General features: G+C 74.1%; 15 protein-coding genes. 5 read left to right on the plus strand and 10 right to left on the minus strand.

The window, feature by feature from the left end; all coding sequences use genetic code 11:
- The 5 genes from V6M57_RS05785 to pdxH all read right to left on the minus strand — a co-directional run bounded on the left by V6M57_RS05785 (window position 1) and on the right by pdxH (window position 5,500).
- Window positions 1–1,566, minus strand: a complete 1,566-nt coding sequence (locus V6M57_RS05785) for an efflux RND transporter periplasmic adaptor subunit (RefSeq protein ID WP_332814038.1) — start codon at window positions 1,564–1,566, stop codon at window positions 1–3.
- Entirely contained in the window at window positions 1,563–2,864 is a 1,302-nt protein-coding gene (locus tag V6M57_RS05790) for a TolC family protein (RefSeq protein WP_332814039.1), read from the minus strand. Before V6M57_RS05790 ends, V6M57_RS05785 begins: the two co-directional genes overlap by 4 nt.
- Window positions 2,865–2,960: 96 nt before the next feature.
- Entirely contained in the window at window positions 2,961–3,290 is a 330-nt protein-coding gene (locus V6M57_RS05795) for a hypothetical protein (RefSeq protein WP_332814040.1), read from the minus strand.
- A gap of 71 nt (window positions 3,291–3,361) precedes the next feature.
- Window positions 3,362–4,789: a multicopper oxidase family protein gene (locus V6M57_RS05800; protein ID WP_332814041.1), complete on the minus strand. Its 1,428-nt coding sequence runs from the start codon at window positions 4,787–4,789 to the stop codon at window positions 3,362–3,364.
- A gap of 63 nt (window positions 4,790–4,852) precedes the next feature.
- Window positions 4,853–5,500 carry a pyridoxamine 5'-phosphate oxidase gene (gene pdxH / locus V6M57_RS05805; RefSeq protein ID WP_332814042.1) on the minus strand — a complete coding sequence of 216 codons (648 nt, stop codon included), beginning with the start codon at window positions 5,498–5,500 and terminating at the stop codon, window positions 4,853–4,855.
- Window positions 5,501–5,974: 474 nt separating this feature from the next.
- Between pdxH and V6M57_RS05810 the strand changes: the two genes are divergently transcribed.
- From V6M57_RS05810 to V6M57_RS05820, 3 genes are read left to right on the plus strand one after another with little or no spacing between them, the layout of a single operon-like run.
- Window positions 5,975–6,796: a dioxygenase family protein gene (locus V6M57_RS05810; protein WP_332814043.1), complete on the plus strand. Its 822-nt coding sequence runs from the start codon at window positions 5,975–5,977 to the stop codon at window positions 6,794–6,796.
- Window positions 6,793–7,410: an esterase gene (gene ypfH / locus V6M57_RS05815; protein WP_332814044.1), complete on the plus strand. Its 618-nt coding sequence runs from the start codon at window positions 6,793–6,795 to the stop codon at window positions 7,408–7,410. Before V6M57_RS05810 ends, ypfH begins: the two co-directional genes overlap by 4 nt.
- Window positions 7,407–7,634, plus strand: coding sequence for a hypothetical protein (locus V6M57_RS05820; protein WP_332814045.1), 228 nt, complete (start codon window positions 7,407–7,409; stop codon window positions 7,632–7,634). The genes ypfH and V6M57_RS05820 overlap by 4 nt, the downstream gene beginning before the upstream one ends.
- A gap of 55 nt (window positions 7,635–7,689) precedes the next feature.
- Here the strand turns inward: V6M57_RS05820 and V6M57_RS05825 are convergent, their stop codons facing one another.
- The 3 genes from V6M57_RS05825 to V6M57_RS05835 all read right to left on the minus strand — a co-directional run bounded on the left by V6M57_RS05825 (window position 7,690) and on the right by V6M57_RS05835 (window position 10,669).
- The gene (locus V6M57_RS05825; protein ID WP_332814046.1) at window positions 7,690–8,505 is read right to left on the minus strand and encodes a 3-hydroxybutyrate dehydrogenase; all 816 of its coding nucleotides are present in this window, start codon (window positions 8,503–8,505) and stop codon (window positions 7,690–7,692) included.
- Window positions 8,502–10,010 (minus strand): class I adenylate-forming enzyme family protein, encoded by a 1,509-nt coding sequence (locus V6M57_RS05830; RefSeq protein WP_332814047.1) that lies wholly within the window; start codon window positions 10,008–10,010, stop codon window positions 8,502–8,504. Before V6M57_RS05830 ends, V6M57_RS05825 begins: the two co-directional genes overlap by 4 nt.
- Before the next feature lie 83 nt (window positions 10,011–10,093).
- A complete protein-coding gene (locus V6M57_RS05835; RefSeq protein WP_332814048.1) occupies window positions 10,094–10,669 on the minus strand; it encodes a LuxR C-terminal-related transcriptional regulator in 576 nt (191 codons plus the stop codon).
- A 64-nt stretch (window positions 10,670–10,733) separates the two neighbouring features.
- Here V6M57_RS05835 and V6M57_RS05840 point away from each other — a divergent pair, with 64 nt between their 5' ends.
- Window positions 10,734–11,321 (plus strand): nucleotidyltransferase family protein, encoded by a 588-nt coding sequence (locus tag V6M57_RS05840; RefSeq protein WP_332814049.1) that lies wholly within the window; start codon window positions 10,734–10,736, stop codon window positions 11,319–11,321.
- 7 nt (window positions 11,322–11,328) lie between these two features.
- Here the strand turns inward: V6M57_RS05840 and V6M57_RS05845 are convergent, their stop codons facing one another.
- Window positions 11,329–11,862, minus strand: a complete 534-nt coding sequence (locus V6M57_RS05845) for a superoxide dismutase family protein (RefSeq protein WP_332814050.1) — start codon at window positions 11,860–11,862, stop codon at window positions 11,329–11,331.
- 257 nt (window positions 11,863–12,119) lie between these two features.
- The gene (locus tag V6M57_RS05850; RefSeq protein WP_332814051.1) at window positions 12,120–13,379 is read right to left on the minus strand and encodes a phospholipase D-like domain-containing protein; all 1,260 of its coding nucleotides are present in this window, start codon (window positions 13,377–13,379) and stop codon (window positions 12,120–12,122) included.
- Between the two features lie 140 nt (window positions 13,380–13,519).
- Between V6M57_RS05850 and V6M57_RS05855 the strand changes: the two genes are divergently transcribed.
- Window positions 13,520–15,710: DNA internalization-related competence protein ComEC/Rec2 (locus V6M57_RS05855; RefSeq protein ID WP_332814052.1), on the plus strand; the 2,191-nt coding region annotated here is incomplete at its 3' end.

Raw genomic sequence — 15,710 nt, forward strand, 5'->3', positions numbered from 1 at the left:
CTAGCGGTGCGCCTGGCCGGACCCGTCGGGCGCCGCCGCCGCGCGCGTGACCGAGGTGATCATCCAGTCGCCCGGCTGGCGTTCCACGAACTCGAATTCGACGGCAGCGCCGGGTGCCAGCCCCTGCAGCAGGGCGGCGTGGGCGACCCTGAACTCCATGGTCATCGCCGGCCACTTCAGGCTGGGCACGGGGCCGTGGTTCAGGCTGATCGTGCCGGCCTTGGCGTCGAGGCCATCCACCGTGCCCTGGGCCTTGTGGGATACGGCGCCCGCCGGCGCCGGTTGGCCGGAGGCCCCGCCGAGGCTGCCGATGGCGGCCTTGAGGTTGCTCTCGGCATCGATCAGGAAGTTGGCGGCCACCACCACCTGTTCGCCTTCGCGCACGCCCTCCAGCACCTGCACGTGGGCCTCGCCGCGGGCACCCAGGCGGACCTCGCGCGGCTCGAAGCGGCCCTCCTGCAGCTGCACCAGCACGACGCGGCGGGTGCCGCTGTCGATCACGGCGGAGTCGGGCACGGTGAGCACCGGCCGCGCATCGCCGGCGGCCAGTTCGACCTGCGCGTACATCGCCGGCTTGAGCATCAGCCCCGGATTGCGCAGCTCGATGCGCACCGGCACCGTGCGCGTCTGGGCGTTCAGCGTGGGGTAGACGTAGGTGACGGTGCCCTCGAAGTCCTTGCCCGGGTAGGCGGCAAGGTGGATCGCCGCCCGGGCACCGGGCCGGGCCAGTGCGATGTCCTGCTCGAACAGGTCGGCGATCACCCACACCGAGCCGAGGTCGGTCACCTGGTAGAGCGGCTCGCCGGGCGCGAAGCGCATGCCCTGCAGCGCCTTCTTCTCGGTGACCACGCCGCCCACCGGCGAGCGGAAGGTGACGGTGCGGCGCACCTCGCCGCTGCGCGCCAGCGCCTCGACCTGCCCGGGCGTCATGTCCCAGTTGCGCAGGCGCTGGAGGCTGGATTCGGCCAGCCGCTGCATGCCGGCGGCGGCGTCGGTCCCGGCCAGCGCCTGCACGCCCTGGCGCGCCACCAGGTACTCGCGCTGGGCGGCCACCAGCTCCGGGCTGTAGACCTCGAACAGCGCCTGGCCGCGCCCGACCGGTTGCCCCGTCGCGTTGACGTGCAGCCGTTCCACGTAGCCCTCGAACTTGGCCGTGACGGCGTAGATGCGGCGCTCGTCGGCTTCGACCCGCCCGCTGGCGCGCACCACGCGGCCGAGCGGGCGCAGGGCCGCGGCCTCGGTGCGCACGCCCAGCATCTGCACCCGTTCGGGGCTGATGCGCACCTGGCCGGGCGCGGCCGCGGACGGCCCGGCTTCGCCTTCGTACACCGGGATGTAGTCCATGCCCATGGAATCCGTCTTGGGCACCGGCGAGGTGTCCGGCAGGCCCATGGGGTTGCGGTAGTAGAGGATGCGGCGCGGCGCTTCGGCCGTGGCCCCGGCGGCCTGGCCCGCGGTGGCGCTGGCGGCGGCCGGGCCGCGGTCGCGCGATCCCCAACCGATGCCGGCGGCGACACCGGCTGCGCCGAGCGCAATCGACAGCAAGGCGGCAGTGGTGTTCTTCATAGCGGTTCTCCCAGGGTGCGTTCGATCTCGGCCAGGCGCGCCTGCGCCTCCACCCGGGCCTTGAGCAGGTCCAGGCGCGCCTTGCGGATGTCGCGCTGCGCCTGCAGCAGGGTGGTGAAGTCGCTGCGGCCGTTCTCGTAGCCGCCCAGGGCCGACTGCAGCACCAGTTCCGATTGCGGAAGGAGCTGCTGCCGCAGCAGCTCCTCGGTGCGGCGCGCGGCCTGCAGGCCGGCGAGCTGCTCTTCCAGGCCGGCGGCGGCCTGGTCGGCCGCGGCGCGGGCGCGGTCGCGCGCCGCCTGCAGCATCGCGGCCGCCTCGGCCTCCTGCGCGCGCCGCGTGCCCTGCTGCAGCGGAATGTTCATCTCCAGCATCAGGCTCCAGGACGACACGCGCGAGCCCATCTGGGTGGGCGAGAGCCCGACGTTGAAGTCGGGGTAGCGGTTGCGGCGGACCAGCTCCGAACCGGCGCGCGCCGATTCGATGCGGGCGGCCTCGGCCTGCAGCGTCGGGTTGGTCGCCCGCGCCCGCCGCAGCAGCTCGGCCAGGCGCAGCCGCTCCGATGCAGGCAGGGCCGGCAGCTCGCGCGGCTCGGCGAGCGCGGCGGTCGCCTCGCGGCCCAACAGGGCATTGATGCGGGCGGCCAGCCGCCGCTTCTCGCCGGCCAGCGCGATCAGCTCCGATCGCAGCGCCGTCTGCTCGAGCTGGGCCCGGATCGCGTCGGCCTGCGGCACCAGGCCGCCGGCGTAGCGTGACTGCGCGACCTGCTCCAGCCGCGCCACCAGGTCGAGCAGCTCGGAGGTGATGCGTTCGGTGCGAGCCGCCAGGAAGTACTGGGCGAAGGCGGTGCGCAACTGCATGGCCTGCTCGGCCCAGGTTCCCGCCGCCTGCGCCAGCACCTGCCGCGCATCGGCCGTGGCGACGTCGCGCCGCAGGTCGCGCTTGCCCCAGGCCGGCAGCTGCTGCATCAGCGTGTACTTCGTCTCGCCGACCCGGCCGGGCAGCAGGCTGGCGCTGCGCGGGTTGCCGGTGTTGCTGAAGTTCTCCAGTTCGACCCGCAGCACCGGGTCGGGCAGGGCGCCGGCCGGCCCGATGCGCTGGGCCGCGGCTTCGGCGTCACCCTGGGCGGACGCCAGCGCGGGGTTGTGGCGGCGCGCGTAGTCCAGCAGCGAGGCGAGGTCGGCGCCCAGGGGCGTGCCGTCGCTCTGCGCCAGGGCCGGCGGGGCCAGCAGGCAGGCGGCGAGGGCGGCGCCCAGCACGCTGGCGCGCAGGCGGCCCCCGCAGCGGGGATGGTGGGACATGGTCTTCCTTGGCTGGACGGCGGATGGGTTCGGGCCATCCGGGCGCCGGGCGCATCCAGGCGCACGGCGACGCGAGCGGGAGGGCGAAGCCGTCCGCTACAAGGTCAACCGCAGGAAGACGATGGGGATTTCAGGCGGGGGCAGCCAACCGCCGGCCGGTGCATGCGTTGCACGCGTGCCCTGCTCCAGCAGGGCCGGCGTCCAGGCGACGACGGCCGGGGGCAGCGGGACGGCTGCGGGGGCGGGCAGCCGCGTGTCGGCATCGGCGCGCTGCGCGACCGGCTGCGCCTCGGTGCAGCATTCCTCGCACAGGGCCATCTCGGACGTCTGGAGGCAGGCCTGGGCGAAGGCCACGCCGCTGGCGAACAGCCACACCAGCAGCACCAGGGCTGCGAGCGGGCGGAGGGAGCGGCGAATCCGGGACATGGGATGACGCGGCGATGTTAGTGGCGGACCGCACGGCCGGCTTGATGCCCATCAAGCCGGCGCGGGCACTCTCACCGGATCCGCACGATCGCCATCATCCCGCCGTCCTGGTGCTCCAGGATGTGGCAGTGGAGCATCCAGTCGCCCGGGTTGTCGGCGACCAGGGCGACGTCCACGCGCTCGTCCGGCGCCATCAGCACGGTGTCCTGCCACTCGCGCAGCGCCGTCGGCCGGCCGTTGCGGCGCAGCACCCGGAACGCATGCCCGTGCAGGTGGATCGGGTGGTGCCAGCGGGTGTCGTTGACCAGCGCGAGCACGTACGAGCGGCCGCGCTCCAGGGTGAGCGCCGGTTCGTGCACGTGGCCGCCGGCCACCACGCCGTTGACCGCCCAGGCCTTGCCCGAGCGCATCAGGGCCATCATGCCCATCGGCTTTCCGTCGAGCGAGGCGCCGTGCAGGCGGCCCATCATCCCGCCCTCGAAGCGCAGCGCGTGCGTCGTCGCCGAGGCCAGGTCGGGTTCGGGCAGCGGGTTGGGGGCGATCGGCGGGAACGGTGGCAGCGGCTGCTCGCGCAGCGCCACGTCCTCGTAGGCCAGGCGCAGCAGGTCGTAGGCGGCGCGGGGGTAGAACACGTCGCCCACCGCGTGCCGTTCGCCGGGACGGCCGATGCAATCCAGCACCAGGTCCACGCGCATGCCGGGTGCGATGACGACGGTGTCGCCTGCGGGCGCATGCGGGGCCACCGGGTGCCCGTCGATGGCCACCACCTGCGGCGCGTGGCCGTCGAAGCGCAGGCCGAAGATGCGGGCATTGGCCGCGTTCACCAGCCGCAAGCGGATCCGCTCGCCGCGCCGCACGGGCAGGTCGCGTGGCAGTCGGCCGTTGACGGTGACCAGGTTGCCGATGCGACCGGCGTGGGCGATGTCGTGCGCGTCGCCGAAGTCGCCGGCGAGGCGGCCGTCGCGGGACAGCCGCCAGTCGTCGAGCACCCAGACCCGCTCGCGATCGACGGCCGGCGGCTGCCGTTCCTCGACCACCAGGACGCCCTGCAGGCCACGCTCGACCTGCTCGGCGCTCTGCAGGTGCGAGTGGTACCAGAAGGTGCCGGCGTCCGGCAGGTCGAATTCGTAGGTGAAGCGCCCGCCCGGGGCCACCGGCGGCTGGGTGAGGTGCGGCACGCCGTCCATGGCGTTGGGCACGCGCACGCCGTGCCAGTGGACGGTGGTCGCGGCCGGCAGCCGGTTGTGGAAGTCGACGCGCAGGCGGCTGCCCTGCACGGCGCGGATCACCGGCCCGGGCACGGCGCCGCCGTAGCCCCAGGCATCGACGGCGGGGTGGCCGTCACCGCGCAGGGCCGCCTGCACGGGCTGCGCGACCAGGTCGACCTCGGTGGGGGCGCGCGTGCCGGGCCGCGCCGCACAGCCGGCGGCCAGCAGGGGAACGGGCATCGCCAGCGCCAGCCACTGGCGGCGGTTCAGGGAGGCGGCTGTCGGGGGCATGCGCGGCGGGGATTGCTATGGCGGGCGTGGCCCTCGATCGTGCGCCAGGACGCCGCCCGCCGGTCAGGGCGCCAGCCGCTCGCGCAGCCAGCCGTCGCCGTCGGGCGTGTACCGCAGCCGGTCGTGCAGCCGGCTCTTGCGGCCCTGCCAGAACTGCCACTCGCGCGGCACCAGCCGGTAGCCGCCCCAGTGCGGCGGGCGCGGCGGGTTGAGCAGGAACTGGGCGCTGTACTTCGCCGCGTTGGCGACCAGCACGGCGCGGCTGGGGATGACCTCGCTCTGCGGGCTGGCCCAGGCGCCGATGCGCGAATCGAGCGGGCGGCTGGCGAAGTAGGCGTCGCTCTCGTCCTCGCTGGTCTTCTCCACGGTCCCTTCGATGCGCACCGTCCGTTCCAGCTCGACCCAGTGGAACTGCAGCGCGGCGTAGGGGTTGCCGGCCAGCTCGCGCCCCTTGCGGCTGTGGTAGTTGGTGAACCAGACGATGCCCCGCTCGTCGTAGCCCTTGATCAGCACGATGCGAGTGCTGGGCCGCAGGTCGCTGCCCACGGTGGCCAGCGTCATCGCGTTGGGTTCCGGGAGCTCGGCGGCGATCGCCTCGGTGAGCCACTGCTCGAACTGTCGCAGGGGATCGGCGTGGCTGGCCTCCTCGCTCAGCTCCGCGCGCTCGTAGCTCTTGCGCAGGTCGGCGAGGCGGCTGGACGGGGGGCTCATGGGGGGATTGTCGCAGCCCGGCAATGTCGTCGCGGCGAATCCGGCCACCGCATCGGGGCGAATCCGGCCATCGCATCGGGGCGAATCCGGCCATCGCATCGGGGCGAAGGACCGTCATGTCGTCCCGGGAAACAAACCATGTCGTCCCGGCGAAAGCCGGGATCCATCACCCGCGCGCCGAACACGCGCGGCCGCGTTCAGAGCGCGGGTGATGGATGGCGGGTCAAGCCCGCCATGACACCTTCTTGGGCGCATCCCGCCAGGACACCTCCTTGGCCCAGCCGCCGTGACACCTCCTTGGGCCCAGCCAGCCACGACACCTCCTTGAGCCCACCCCACCACGACAGCTTCTTGAGCCAAGCCCGCCAGACATCTCCCCACTATTGCCGGAACCGCAATGCCGCATGGCCGGGCCGGTGGCTTTTCGGCCGGCCGTCCGCCCCCAGAATGCCCGTTCGAAAGGACTCTCCCGCCATGGACCCCAAGATGCCCGCCCTGTTCGTCTCCCACGGCGCTCCGACGTTCGCGCTGGAGCCCGGGCTTGCCGGCGCCCAGCTCGCCGCCGCCGGCCGTGCGCTCGGCAAGCCGCGCGCGATCGTCGTCGTGTCGCCGCACTGGATGACGCGCGGCATCGAGGTCGGCGCCGCGGCGCGGCCGGAGACGGTGCACGATTTCGGCGGCTTCCCGCGCGCGCTCTACCGCCTGCAGTACCCCGCGCCCGGCGCGCCGGAACTGGCCGAGCGCACCGCGCAGCTGCTGCGCGACGCCGGCCTGCCCGCGACTCTGGACAGCGAGCGCGGCCTGGACCACGGCGCCTGGGTGCCGCTGATGCATCTGTTCCCGCAGGCCGACGTGCCCGTGGTGCCGGTCTCGCTGCCGGTCGATGCCGACGCCGCGGGCGCCTACGCCCTGGGCCGTGCCCTGGCGCCGCTCGCCGCCCAGGGCGTGCTGGTGGCCGGCTCGGGCAGCCTCACGCACAACCTGTACGAGTTCCGCATGGGCCACGAGGAGGGCGCGCCCCATGCGCGCGAGTTCTCCCTGTGGATCCGGCAAGCGGTGCTGGACGGCGACCGCGAGCGGCTGCTGCACGCGCTGGAGCGCGCACCGCACGCCGCGCGCGCCCATCCCACGGCCGAGCACTTCCTGCCGCTGCTGGTCGCGCTGGGCGCTTCGGACGAGGGCGCGCCGGCCACGGTGCTGGACGGCGGCATCCGCGACAGCGTGCTGGCGATGGAGTCGTACGTGTTCGGGCGCGAGCTCGCGATCGCGGTCGAAGGCCAGGAGGTGGCGGCATGAGCGATGCGTCCATCGTCGCGGCCCGGCCATCCGCCGCGACGGAACTGGTGCTGCTGTTCCACGGGGTCGGCGCCTCGGCCGCCAACCTGCTGCCGCTGGCCGAAGCCATCGCCGCCGCGCGGCCGGCGGCCTTCGTGGTGAGCGTGGAGGCGCCGCACCCGTCCGGCCTGGGCAGCGGCCGCGAGTGGTTCTCGGTGCTGGGCGTGACCGAAGAGAACCGCCCGCAGCGCATGGCCGCCGCCCTGCCGCGGTTCCGGGGCACCGTCGCGCGCTGGCAGCGCGAGAGCGGCATCGGCCCGGACAGGACCACGCTGGTCGGCTTCTCGCAGGGCTCGATCATGTCGCTCGAATCGACCCAGTCGGGCGAGCCGCCGGCCGGCCGCGTGATCGCGCTGGCCGGGCGCTTCGCGGCGCCGGTGCGGCGCGCGCCGGCCGCGGTGCGCTACCACTTCATCCACGGCTCGGACGACCCGGTGATCGCGGCGCGCTTCAGCGTGGAGGCCGCCGAGGCGATCGGGCGGCTCGGCGGCAGTGCCAGCGTGGACCTGCTGCCCGGGCTGGGGCACGGCGTGGATGCACGCGCCGCGCAGCTGGCGCTGGGATACCTGGCGTGAGTGCGCGGCCGGTGATCGGCGCGGACTACGTGCTGTCGCGTGCGCCCGCTGCGGGGCTGGGGCCGACGTCGCCCGGCCGCCGGGCGGCGCCGGCGCGCTGCTGCCGGCCGCTGCGCCCGGCATCGGCGAGGGCGGGATGGTTCATGGCCGGCGTGCTGCTGCTGCGCGAACTGGCGCACCACGGCCGGCTGCGGAAGGTGCGGATCCTGCAGCAGCCCGGGTGACGCTCGGGGCCGCCCGCAGCCCGGCCGTGCCGGCCGCCGGCGGAAAGGGCAGGGTCTACTGCGCCGTCCAGCCGCCGTCGACCGGAATCGCCGCGCCGGTGAGGTTGTGCGCGGCCGGCTCGCACAGCCAGGTGACCACCCGGGCGATCTCGGAGGGCAGCGAGGTGCGCTGGCTGGGCTGCTTCTCCCGCATCAGGTCGCGCAGCGCTTCCTCGCGGCCGGTCGCGAGGGCCGCCGCCCGCGCCTGGATCTGCGGCTCGATGATGGCGGTCTCGGTCCAGCCCGGGCACACGCAGTTGACGGTCACGCCGCCGCTGGCGCGCGAACCGGCGCCGGCGTACTCCAGCGCCGCCACGCGGCTCATGCCGACCAGCCCGAACTTGGCCGCGACGTACGGTGCCTTCTGCACCGAGGCGACCAGTCCGTGCACCGAAGCGATGTTCACCACCCGGCCATAGCCGGCCTGCGCCATCCGCGGCAGCAGCAGGCGCATGGTGTCGAAGGCCGCCGACAGGTTGACCGCCAGGATCTCGTCCCACCGGGACCGTGGCATCTGCGCCAGCGGCGCGGTGTGCTGGATGCCGGCGTTGTTGACCAGGATGTCCACCGCGCCGCCCGCCAGCGCGGCGTGCACCAGCGCCTCGACCTGGTCGGGCTGGCGCAGGTCGTGCGTGAAGGCGTCCACCTGGCTGGCACCGGCTTGCCGCAGGGCCGCCCGCGCGCCCTCCAGTTCCTGCGCGCCGGCCAGCCCGTGCAGCACCAGCGCGGCTCCCTGCGCGGCGAGTGCTTCGGCGATGGCCAGGCCGATGCCCTGGACGGAGCCGGTGACGAGGGCGCGGCGGCCCTGCAGGGGACGGGGTGCGGCGTTCATGCGGTTGCCTCCAGTTGCCGGCGCAGCTCGGTCTTGAGCACCTTGCCGTAGTTGTTCTTGGGCAGCGCCTCGCAGAACACGTAGCGCTTGGGTCGCTTGAAGCGGGCGATCTGAGCCAGGCAGGCGGCATCGAGCGCGGTCTCGTCCGGCGCCTGGCCGGGTTTCGGCACCACGAAGGCGACCACGATCTCGCCCCATTCGGGATCGGGTGCGCCGACCACCGAGACCTCGGCCACGCCGGGCGCGGCCAGCAGCGCCTCCTCGACTTCGCGCGGGTAGATGTTGGAGCCGCCGCTGATGATCATGTCCTTGCTGCGGTCGCGCAGGGTGAGGAAGCCGTCCTCGTCCAGGCTGCCCATGTCGCCGGTGAACAGCCAGCCGTCGCGGATGGCCGCCTCGGTGGCCTGCGGATCGCGCCAGTAGCCGGCCATGACCGTGTCGCCGCGCACCAGCACCTCGCCCGTTTCGCCGGCCGGCAGCGACACGCCGTCGGCGTCGGCCACGCGCACTTCCACCGGCGTCTGCGCCACGCCCACCGAGCCCAGGCGCTCGGCATGGCGCGGGTGCGCACTGTCCAGCAGGTGGCGCCGCGACAGCGCGGTGATCACCATCGGGCTCTCGCCCTGGCCGTAGATCTGCACGAAGCGCGGGCCCATCACGCGCAGGGCACGGTGGATGTCCTGCACGTACATCGGCGCGCCGCCGTAGACGATGGTCTTGAAGCCCTCGCCGGACAGGCCGTGGGCCTCGGCGTGGTCGACCAGGCGCTTGACGACGGTGGGCGCCGCGAACATCGCCAGCCGGCCGATGCGGCGGGCCAGCCCGAAGATCTCATCGGGGTCGAAGCCCCCCGAGGCCGGCACCACGTGGCGCGCGCCCGCCACCATGTGCGGCAGCGCGTACAGGCCGGCGCCGTGCGACATCGGCGGGCCGTAGACGATGGCGTCCTCCGGCTCGACCGTGTCCACGTCGGTGAAGTAGGCCATCGCCATCGCCAGCAGGTTGCGGTGGGTGAGCATCACGCCCTTGGGCTTGCCGGTGGTGCCGCTGGTGTAGAACAGCCAGGCCAGGTCGGTCGGCGCGGCCGATGCCATCGGCAGGCCGACCGGCGCCGGCAGGGCGGCGTAGTCGCCGCTGTCCACGTCCACGCAGCGGCCGGGCACCTGCAGCCCGAGGCCGATGTCGGCCGTGACGAAGGCCCAGCGCGCCTGCGCATGGTCGGCGATCCATTGCGCCTCGCGCAGGTGCAGCTTGGCGTTCATCGGCACCACCGCCAGGCCGGCCCACCAGCACGCGTACAGCAGTTCCAGGTAGGCCGGGTGGTTGTGCATGAACAGCGCGATCCGGTCACCCGGGTCCAGCCCCCGTTCACGCAACCCGGCGGCGAGCCGGGCGACGCGATCGGCGAGCGCGCCGTAGTCGAGGTGCAGCCGGTCGCCGACGTAGACGGCGGGGCGGCGCGGATCCTGGCACGCGATCCGGGCCAGCGCATGGGCAAGGTTCATGGCGCCAACGATAGCCGCCCGCGCCCCGCACGGCCATAGCGTAGAAACACCTCGGCACTTCCCCGCGCAACGGGGCGCCCTGGTCAGGGCTGGCCGGACCCCATCAGCCGGGCGACCAGCTCGCGCTGGCTGCCGGCCGCCAGCTTCTTCATCAGGCGGGCGCGATGGGCCTCGACCGTGCGCGGGCTGATGCCAAGCACGCGGCCGATCTGCTTGCTGGTCGCACCGGCGACCAGTTGCCGCCCGATCTCGCGCTCGCGCGCCGTCAGCGCACCGGCGACCGGGCGGCGCTGCGACAGGTCCTCGAACATCCAGACGGCGCGGGCGAAGGGCCGGGAGCGGTCCAGCGCCTGGCCGGCAACGTGGCACCAGAACAGGCTGCCGTCGCGCCGGCGCATGATGCGGTCGTCGCTGTAGGTGCCGCTCGCCTGCATGGCGGGCCGGCCGATGCTGCCGATCTGCTCGAACTCCTCGTGCGAGGGGTAGAGCGGTTCCAGCGGCTGGCCGAGCAGTTCGCCGGGGGCGTAGCCGAACATGGCGGCGAACGCCGGGTTGCACAGCACCACGCTGCGGTTCTCGGTGACGCAAAGGCCCACCGGCGAAAGATCGAAGGCCAGTTGCAGGGCGTCGGCCCGGCCGGCCGGAGGTGGCGGTTCCATGCAGCGCGGATTGTGCGCCGCGGATGGGTTGCCGGCGCCGGCGCGGCCCCGCTACAGTGGCCGGATGAAGTCCGCCGCTGCGCCCGTCGTGCTGGTGCTCGCCTCCGGGCGCGGCGAGCGCTTCGTGGCGTCCGGCGGCGCGGGGTCCAAGCTGCAGGCGCTGCTGGCCGGCCGGCCGGTGTTGCAGTGGACGCTGGAGGCGGTGCGGGCCAGTGGCCTGCCCTTCCATGTCGAGGATGCCGGGCATCCCGGCATGGGCGACTCGATCGCGGCGGCGGTGCGGGCCACCCGCGGCGCGGGCGGCTGGCTGGTGCTTCCGGGCGACCTGCCGCTGGTGCGGCCGGCGACCCTGCGGCAGGTGGCAGGGGCCCTGGCCGCGGGCGCCGAGGTGGTGGTGCCGCTGTATCGCGGCGAGCGCGGGCACCCGGTGGGGTTCTCGGCGGCGTGCGGCGAGGCGCTGGCGGCCCTGTCGGGGCCCAAGGGGGCGCAGGCCGTGGCGAAGGCCCGCCGTGTGACGGCGCTGGAGGTGGAAGACGAGGGCGTCCTGGTGGACATCGACACGGTGCAGGCGCTGCAGGAGGCCGAGCGCCGCGTGCGCGCCGGCGGTGCCGCCGACGGCGCAAGCGCTGGATCCCCGCCGGCGCGGGGATGAGGCGAACTCACCCTCGCGCGATCACCGCGCACGCCAGCCGGGGTCCGGCATTGCCGGTGGGCTGGGTGGTGTAGTCGTCGGGGTCGCGGTGCACGATCAGGCCCTTGCCGACGATGTCGGCGGGGCCGCCGCCGATGCCGATCGAGCGGCTCTCGAAGCGGAAGCGGGCGACGCCGGCGGCGTCGGCCTTCAGGCTGGGCAGGTCGCCCGCGTGGTGCCGGGCACCGCCGTGGCGGCCATGCGGTGCGCCGGCCGGGTTGAAGTGCCCGCCCGCGCTCATGCCGTCGCCGCTGGAGCAGTCGCCCTTCTCGTGCACGTGGAAGCCGTGTTCGGCGTTGGGCTTGAGCCCCCGCACCTCGCCGGACACCACGACCTTGTCGCCGCCCGAGGGTGCGAAGCGCACCTGGCCGGTGGTGGCATTGCCGGTGGTCGGCGACAGCATCGCGAACGCGGACGGGCCGGACGGCGCGGACGTCATCGCGCCGCACGCCGCCAGCGTGAGGGCCGTCGCAGTGGCCGTGAGCAGGTTGAGCTTGCGCATGCGCGTCTCCTGGAGCCTTGCCACTGTACGTCGGCATCCCCCGGCGCGTCCAACGCGACCGTGGAGTGATCGTCGGACGCCGGACACGCGCGCCGGCTGATCGGCGAGCAGGAGATGGTTCCCGGCGTTCGCCGGGATGACTCCCCTCTGTGTCATTGCGGGCTTGCCCCGCAATCCATCACCCGAGTTCCGAGCACGCGCCGCTGGTGTCCAGAGACCAGGAGATGGTTCCCGGCGTTCGCCGCATGGAAACGCCCTCAAAGCACCGGCGCCAGCACGGCACTGATCCGCTCGCGCAGCTTCTCCGGCCAGGGCCGGCGCTGCCAGTCGGCCAGCGTGACGCGCTGGCAGCGCCGCAGGTCGGCTTCGAACACTTCGGTCATGCGCCGGGCGAATTCGCCGTCGTAGACGTTGAGGTTGGCCTCGTCGTTGAGGTGGAAGGAGCGTGGATCGAAATTGGTCGATCCCACCGAGGTCAGCAGCCCGTCCACGATCATCATCTTGCAGTGGTACATGGTCGGCTGGTACTCGTGCATCTCCACGCCGGCCTCCAGCAGCGGGCCCCACAGGCCGCGCGAGGCGCGCCGCACCGTGTCCTGGTCGGTGTGCGGGCCGGGCGTGATCACCCGCACGCGCACGCCGCGGGCGGCGGCCGAGCGCAGGGATTGCAGCGCCACCTCGTCGGGCACGAAGTAGGCGCTGGCGATGTCGATGCTGCGCACCGCCGCCGTGATGGCCAGCAGCATCATCTGCAGCATCGACTCGCTGCCGCCGCTGGGCGAGCTGGCGAACATCTGCGCCGCCATGCCGCCGGCCGGCGCCAGTTCGGGGAAGTAGTCGCGGCCGTGCAGCACCCGGCCGGTGGTCTTGTTCCAGTTGGACAGCATCACGCTCTGCATCTGCGCCACCACCGGCCCTTCGACCCGGAAGTGCATGTCGCGCCAGTGCCCGGGGTCCTGCGCGTCGCCGCACCACTGCGGCGCGATGCCGACGCCGCCGGTGAAGCCGATGCGGCCGTCCACGATCAGCAGCTTGCGGTGGGTGCGATCGTTCATGCGGCCCAGGTTGTACCAGCGCAGCGGATGGAACATGCGCACCTGCACGCCGGCGTCGCACATGCGGCGCACCAGTTCGCGGTCGACCCTGGTGCTGCCGACCCAGTCGAGCAGCACGTGCACCTTCAGGCCGGCGGCGGCGCGGTCCGACAGCGCCTCGGCGAAGGCGGTGCCGATGTCGCCCGACCAGTAGATGAAGGTCTCGAACAGCACGGTGCTGCGCGCGCCGCGGATCGCCTCCAGCATCGCCGGGAAGATGCGGTCGCCGTTGGCAAGCTCCTGCACCCGGTTGCCCGGCACGATGGTCGGCCCCAGCATCAGGGCCATCGCCCGGTCGAACTGCGGATCGTCGACCGGGTACAGGTGCTCGATTTCCCGGTCGACGCGCCGCTCGCCGCTGCCGAAGTTGATGACGACCAGCGCGATCAGCAGGGCGGCGAGGAAGGCGGCGAGGACCAGCACGGCCGCAGGATGGCAGCCCGGGCTGCGGATGGGCGTCGGACCGTTTCCCGAAAGCGGGGGAGGGCGGTGTCGGCGGGCACCGGACCGCAACCGTTGAGCGGGCCATGCACGAGGGACCCGCAGCGCCCGCCCGCCCCTGGATGCCCCTGCTGGCAGGCGCCGTGCTGGGGCCGGCCGTGCAGCTGCAGCAGGCGCGCTTGTGGCCGCTCGAGGCCTATGCCGCCGGGCTCGCGGCGGCAGCGGCGGCGCTGCTGCTGGTGCTGCTGCGGCGCGGCGGGCGCCCGGCGGTGGCCGTGCTCGTGCTGGCCGCGCTGGCCACCTTCGGTCTGTGCGGCAGCCGCGCGGCGGTGTTCGCCTCGCAGGCGCTGGATCCGGCGCTCGAAGGGCGCGACCTGGTCGTCTCCGGCACGCTCGCCTCCATGCCCCAGCGCCACGAATGGGGGCAGGCCTTCCGCTTCGCCGTCGACGAGGCCGCGCAAGGTGGCCAGCCGGTGCGCATCCCGGCCCGGCTGTCGCTGGGCTGGTACGGAGCCGGCGGCGTGGCCGACGAGGGCCTGGTCGAGCCGCAGCGCGCGCTGCCCGAGTTGCGCGCCGGCGACCGCTGGCGCTTCACCGTTCGCCTGCGGGCACCGCACGGCAACGTCAATCCGCACGGCTTCGATTTCGAGCTGCGGCTGTGGGAGCAGGGCGTGCAGGCCACCGGCTATGTGCGCAACGCACGCGACGATCCGCCCCCGCAGCGGATCGGTTTCTCCTGGGGCCATGCGATCGAGCGGGCGCGCCAGGCGGTGCGCGACGCCATCCAGGCCCGCATCGCCGATCCGCAGGCGGCCGGCATCGTCGCGGCGCTGGTGGTGGGCGACCAGGACGCGATCGCCAGGGCCGACTGGGACGTGTTCCGCGCCACCGGCGTGGCCCACCTGATGTCGATCTCCGGCCTGCACGTCACCCTGTTCGCCTGGCTGGCCGGGGCCGGGGTGGGCTGGGGCTGGCGGCGCAGCGCGCGGCTGTGCCTGGCCTGGCCGGCGCAGCACGCCGCGCTGCTCGGCGGCTTGCTGCTGGCCGCGGCCTATGCGCTGTTCAGCGGCTGGGGCGTGCCGGCGCAGCGCACGCTGCTGATGCTGGCCGCGGTGGCGGGGCTGCGGCTGTCGGGGCGCCGCTGGCCGTGGCCGGCCAGCTGGCTGCTGGCCTGCGCAGTGGTGGTGACGGCCGACCCGTGGGCGCTGGTGCAGCCGGGCTTCTGGCTGAGCTTCGTGGCCGTGGGCGTGCTGTTCGCCACCGATACCGGCGCGCGCCGCAGCCGGGTGGATGACGCCGGACCCGGCGAGGGCCGCCGGCCCGGACGGCCCGGCTTCGCCGGTGCCGCGCGGTCCCTGTCCGTCCGCGCCTGGGCGCCGCTGCGCGAGCAGGGCGTCGTCACGCTGGCGCTGGCGCCGCTCACGCTGCTGCTGTTCGGACAGGTGTCGCTGGTGGGGCTGGCGGCCAACCTGCTGGCCATCCCGTGGGTGACGCTGGTCGTCACGCCGCTGGCGATGGCGGGCGTGCTGCTCGCGCCGGCCTGGGACCTGGCGGCGCTGGCGGTGCAGGGCCTGACGCGGGCGCTGCAGGCGATGGCGGCGGTGCCGCACGCGGTGTGGAACGGCGCGGCGCCGCCCCTGTGGGCGGGGGCTGCGGGCGTGTCCGGGGGCGTGCTGCTGGCCCTGCGCTGGCCGCTGCCGGTGCGCGCGCTCGGTGTCCCCCTGCTGCTGCCGGTGCTGCTGTGGCAGGCGCCGCGCCCCGCGCCCGGCCAGTTCGAACTGCTGGCCGCGGACATCGGACAGGGCAACGCGGTGCTGGTGCGCACCGCCACCCACACGCTGCTGTACGACACCGGGCCGCGCCTGGGCGCCGACAGCGATGCCGGCCAGCGCGTGCTGGTGCCGCTGCTGCGCGCGCTGGGCGAGCGGGTCGATGCCGTCGTGCTCAGCCACCGCGACAGCGACCACACGGGCGGTGCCGGATCGGTGCTGGCGATGCAGCCCCAGGCACGCCTGCTGGCGGCGCTCGAGCCGTCGCATCCGCTGCTGGCGCAGCACGCTGCCTCGCCCTGCCTGGACGGGCAGCGGTGGGAGTGGGACGGCGTGGACTTCCGCTTCATCCACCCCCTGCCGGCCGATGCCGGCAGCACGGCCCGGCCGAATGCGCTCAGCTGCGTGTTGCGGGTGGCCCATGCGGGGCAGGTGGCGCTGCTGGCCGGCGACATCGAGCAACCGCAGGAAGCGGCCCTGCTGGCGCGCGCGGCGCCGCTGCGGGCGCAGGTGCTGCTGGTGCCGCACCATGGCAGCCGCACCT

The organism is Ramlibacter sp. (genome assembly GCF_036676645.1).
GTDB lineage: Bacteria > Pseudomonadota > Gammaproteobacteria > Burkholderiales > Burkholderiaceae_C > Ramlibacter.

Bases quoted from the DNA above. Each gene is read 5' to 3' on its own strand.
- V6M57_RS05830 (WP_332814047.1), bottom strand. From the start codon at position 10,010: ATGAACCTTGCCCATGCGCTGGCCCGGATCGCGTGCCAGGATCCGCGC.
- ypfH (WP_332814044.1), top strand. From the start codon at position 6,793: ATGAGCGATGCGTCCATCGTCGCGGCCCGGCCATCCGCCGCGACGGAA.
- V6M57_RS05795 (WP_332814040.1), bottom strand. From the start codon at position 3,290: ATGTCCCGGATTCGCCGCTCCCTCCGCCCGCTCGCAGCCCTGGTGCTG.
- V6M57_RS05835 (WP_332814048.1), bottom strand. From the start codon at position 10,669: ATGGAACCGCCACCTCCGGCCGGCCGGGCCGACGCCCTGCAACTGGCC.
- V6M57_RS05785 (WP_332814038.1), bottom strand. From the start codon at position 1,566: ATGAAGAACACCACTGCCGCCTTGCTGTCGATTGCGCTCGGCGCAGCC.
- V6M57_RS05790 (WP_332814039.1), bottom strand. From the start codon at position 2,864: ATGTCCCACCATCCCCGCTGCGGGGGCCGCCTGCGCGCCAGCGTGCTG.
- V6M57_RS05825 (WP_332814046.1), bottom strand. From the start codon at position 8,505: ATGAACGCCGCACCCCGTCCCCTGCAGGGCCGCCGCGCCCTCGTCACC.
- pdxH (WP_332814042.1), bottom strand. From the start codon at position 5,500: ATGAGCCCCCCGTCCAGCCGCCTCGCCGACCTGCGCAAGAGCTACGAG.
- V6M57_RS05840 (WP_332814049.1), top strand. From the start codon at position 10,734: ATGAAGTCCGCCGCTGCGCCCGTCGTGCTGGTGCTCGCCTCCGGGCGC.
- V6M57_RS05810 (WP_332814043.1), top strand. From the start codon at position 5,975: ATGGACCCCAAGATGCCCGCCCTGTTCGTCTCCCACGGCGCTCCGACG.
- V6M57_RS05845 (WP_332814050.1), bottom strand. From the start codon at position 11,862: ATGCGCAAGCTCAACCTGCTCACGGCCACTGCGACGGCCCTCACGCTG.
- V6M57_RS05800 (WP_332814041.1), bottom strand. From the start codon at position 4,789: ATGCCCCCGACAGCCGCCTCCCTGAACCGCCGCCAGTGGCTGGCGCTG.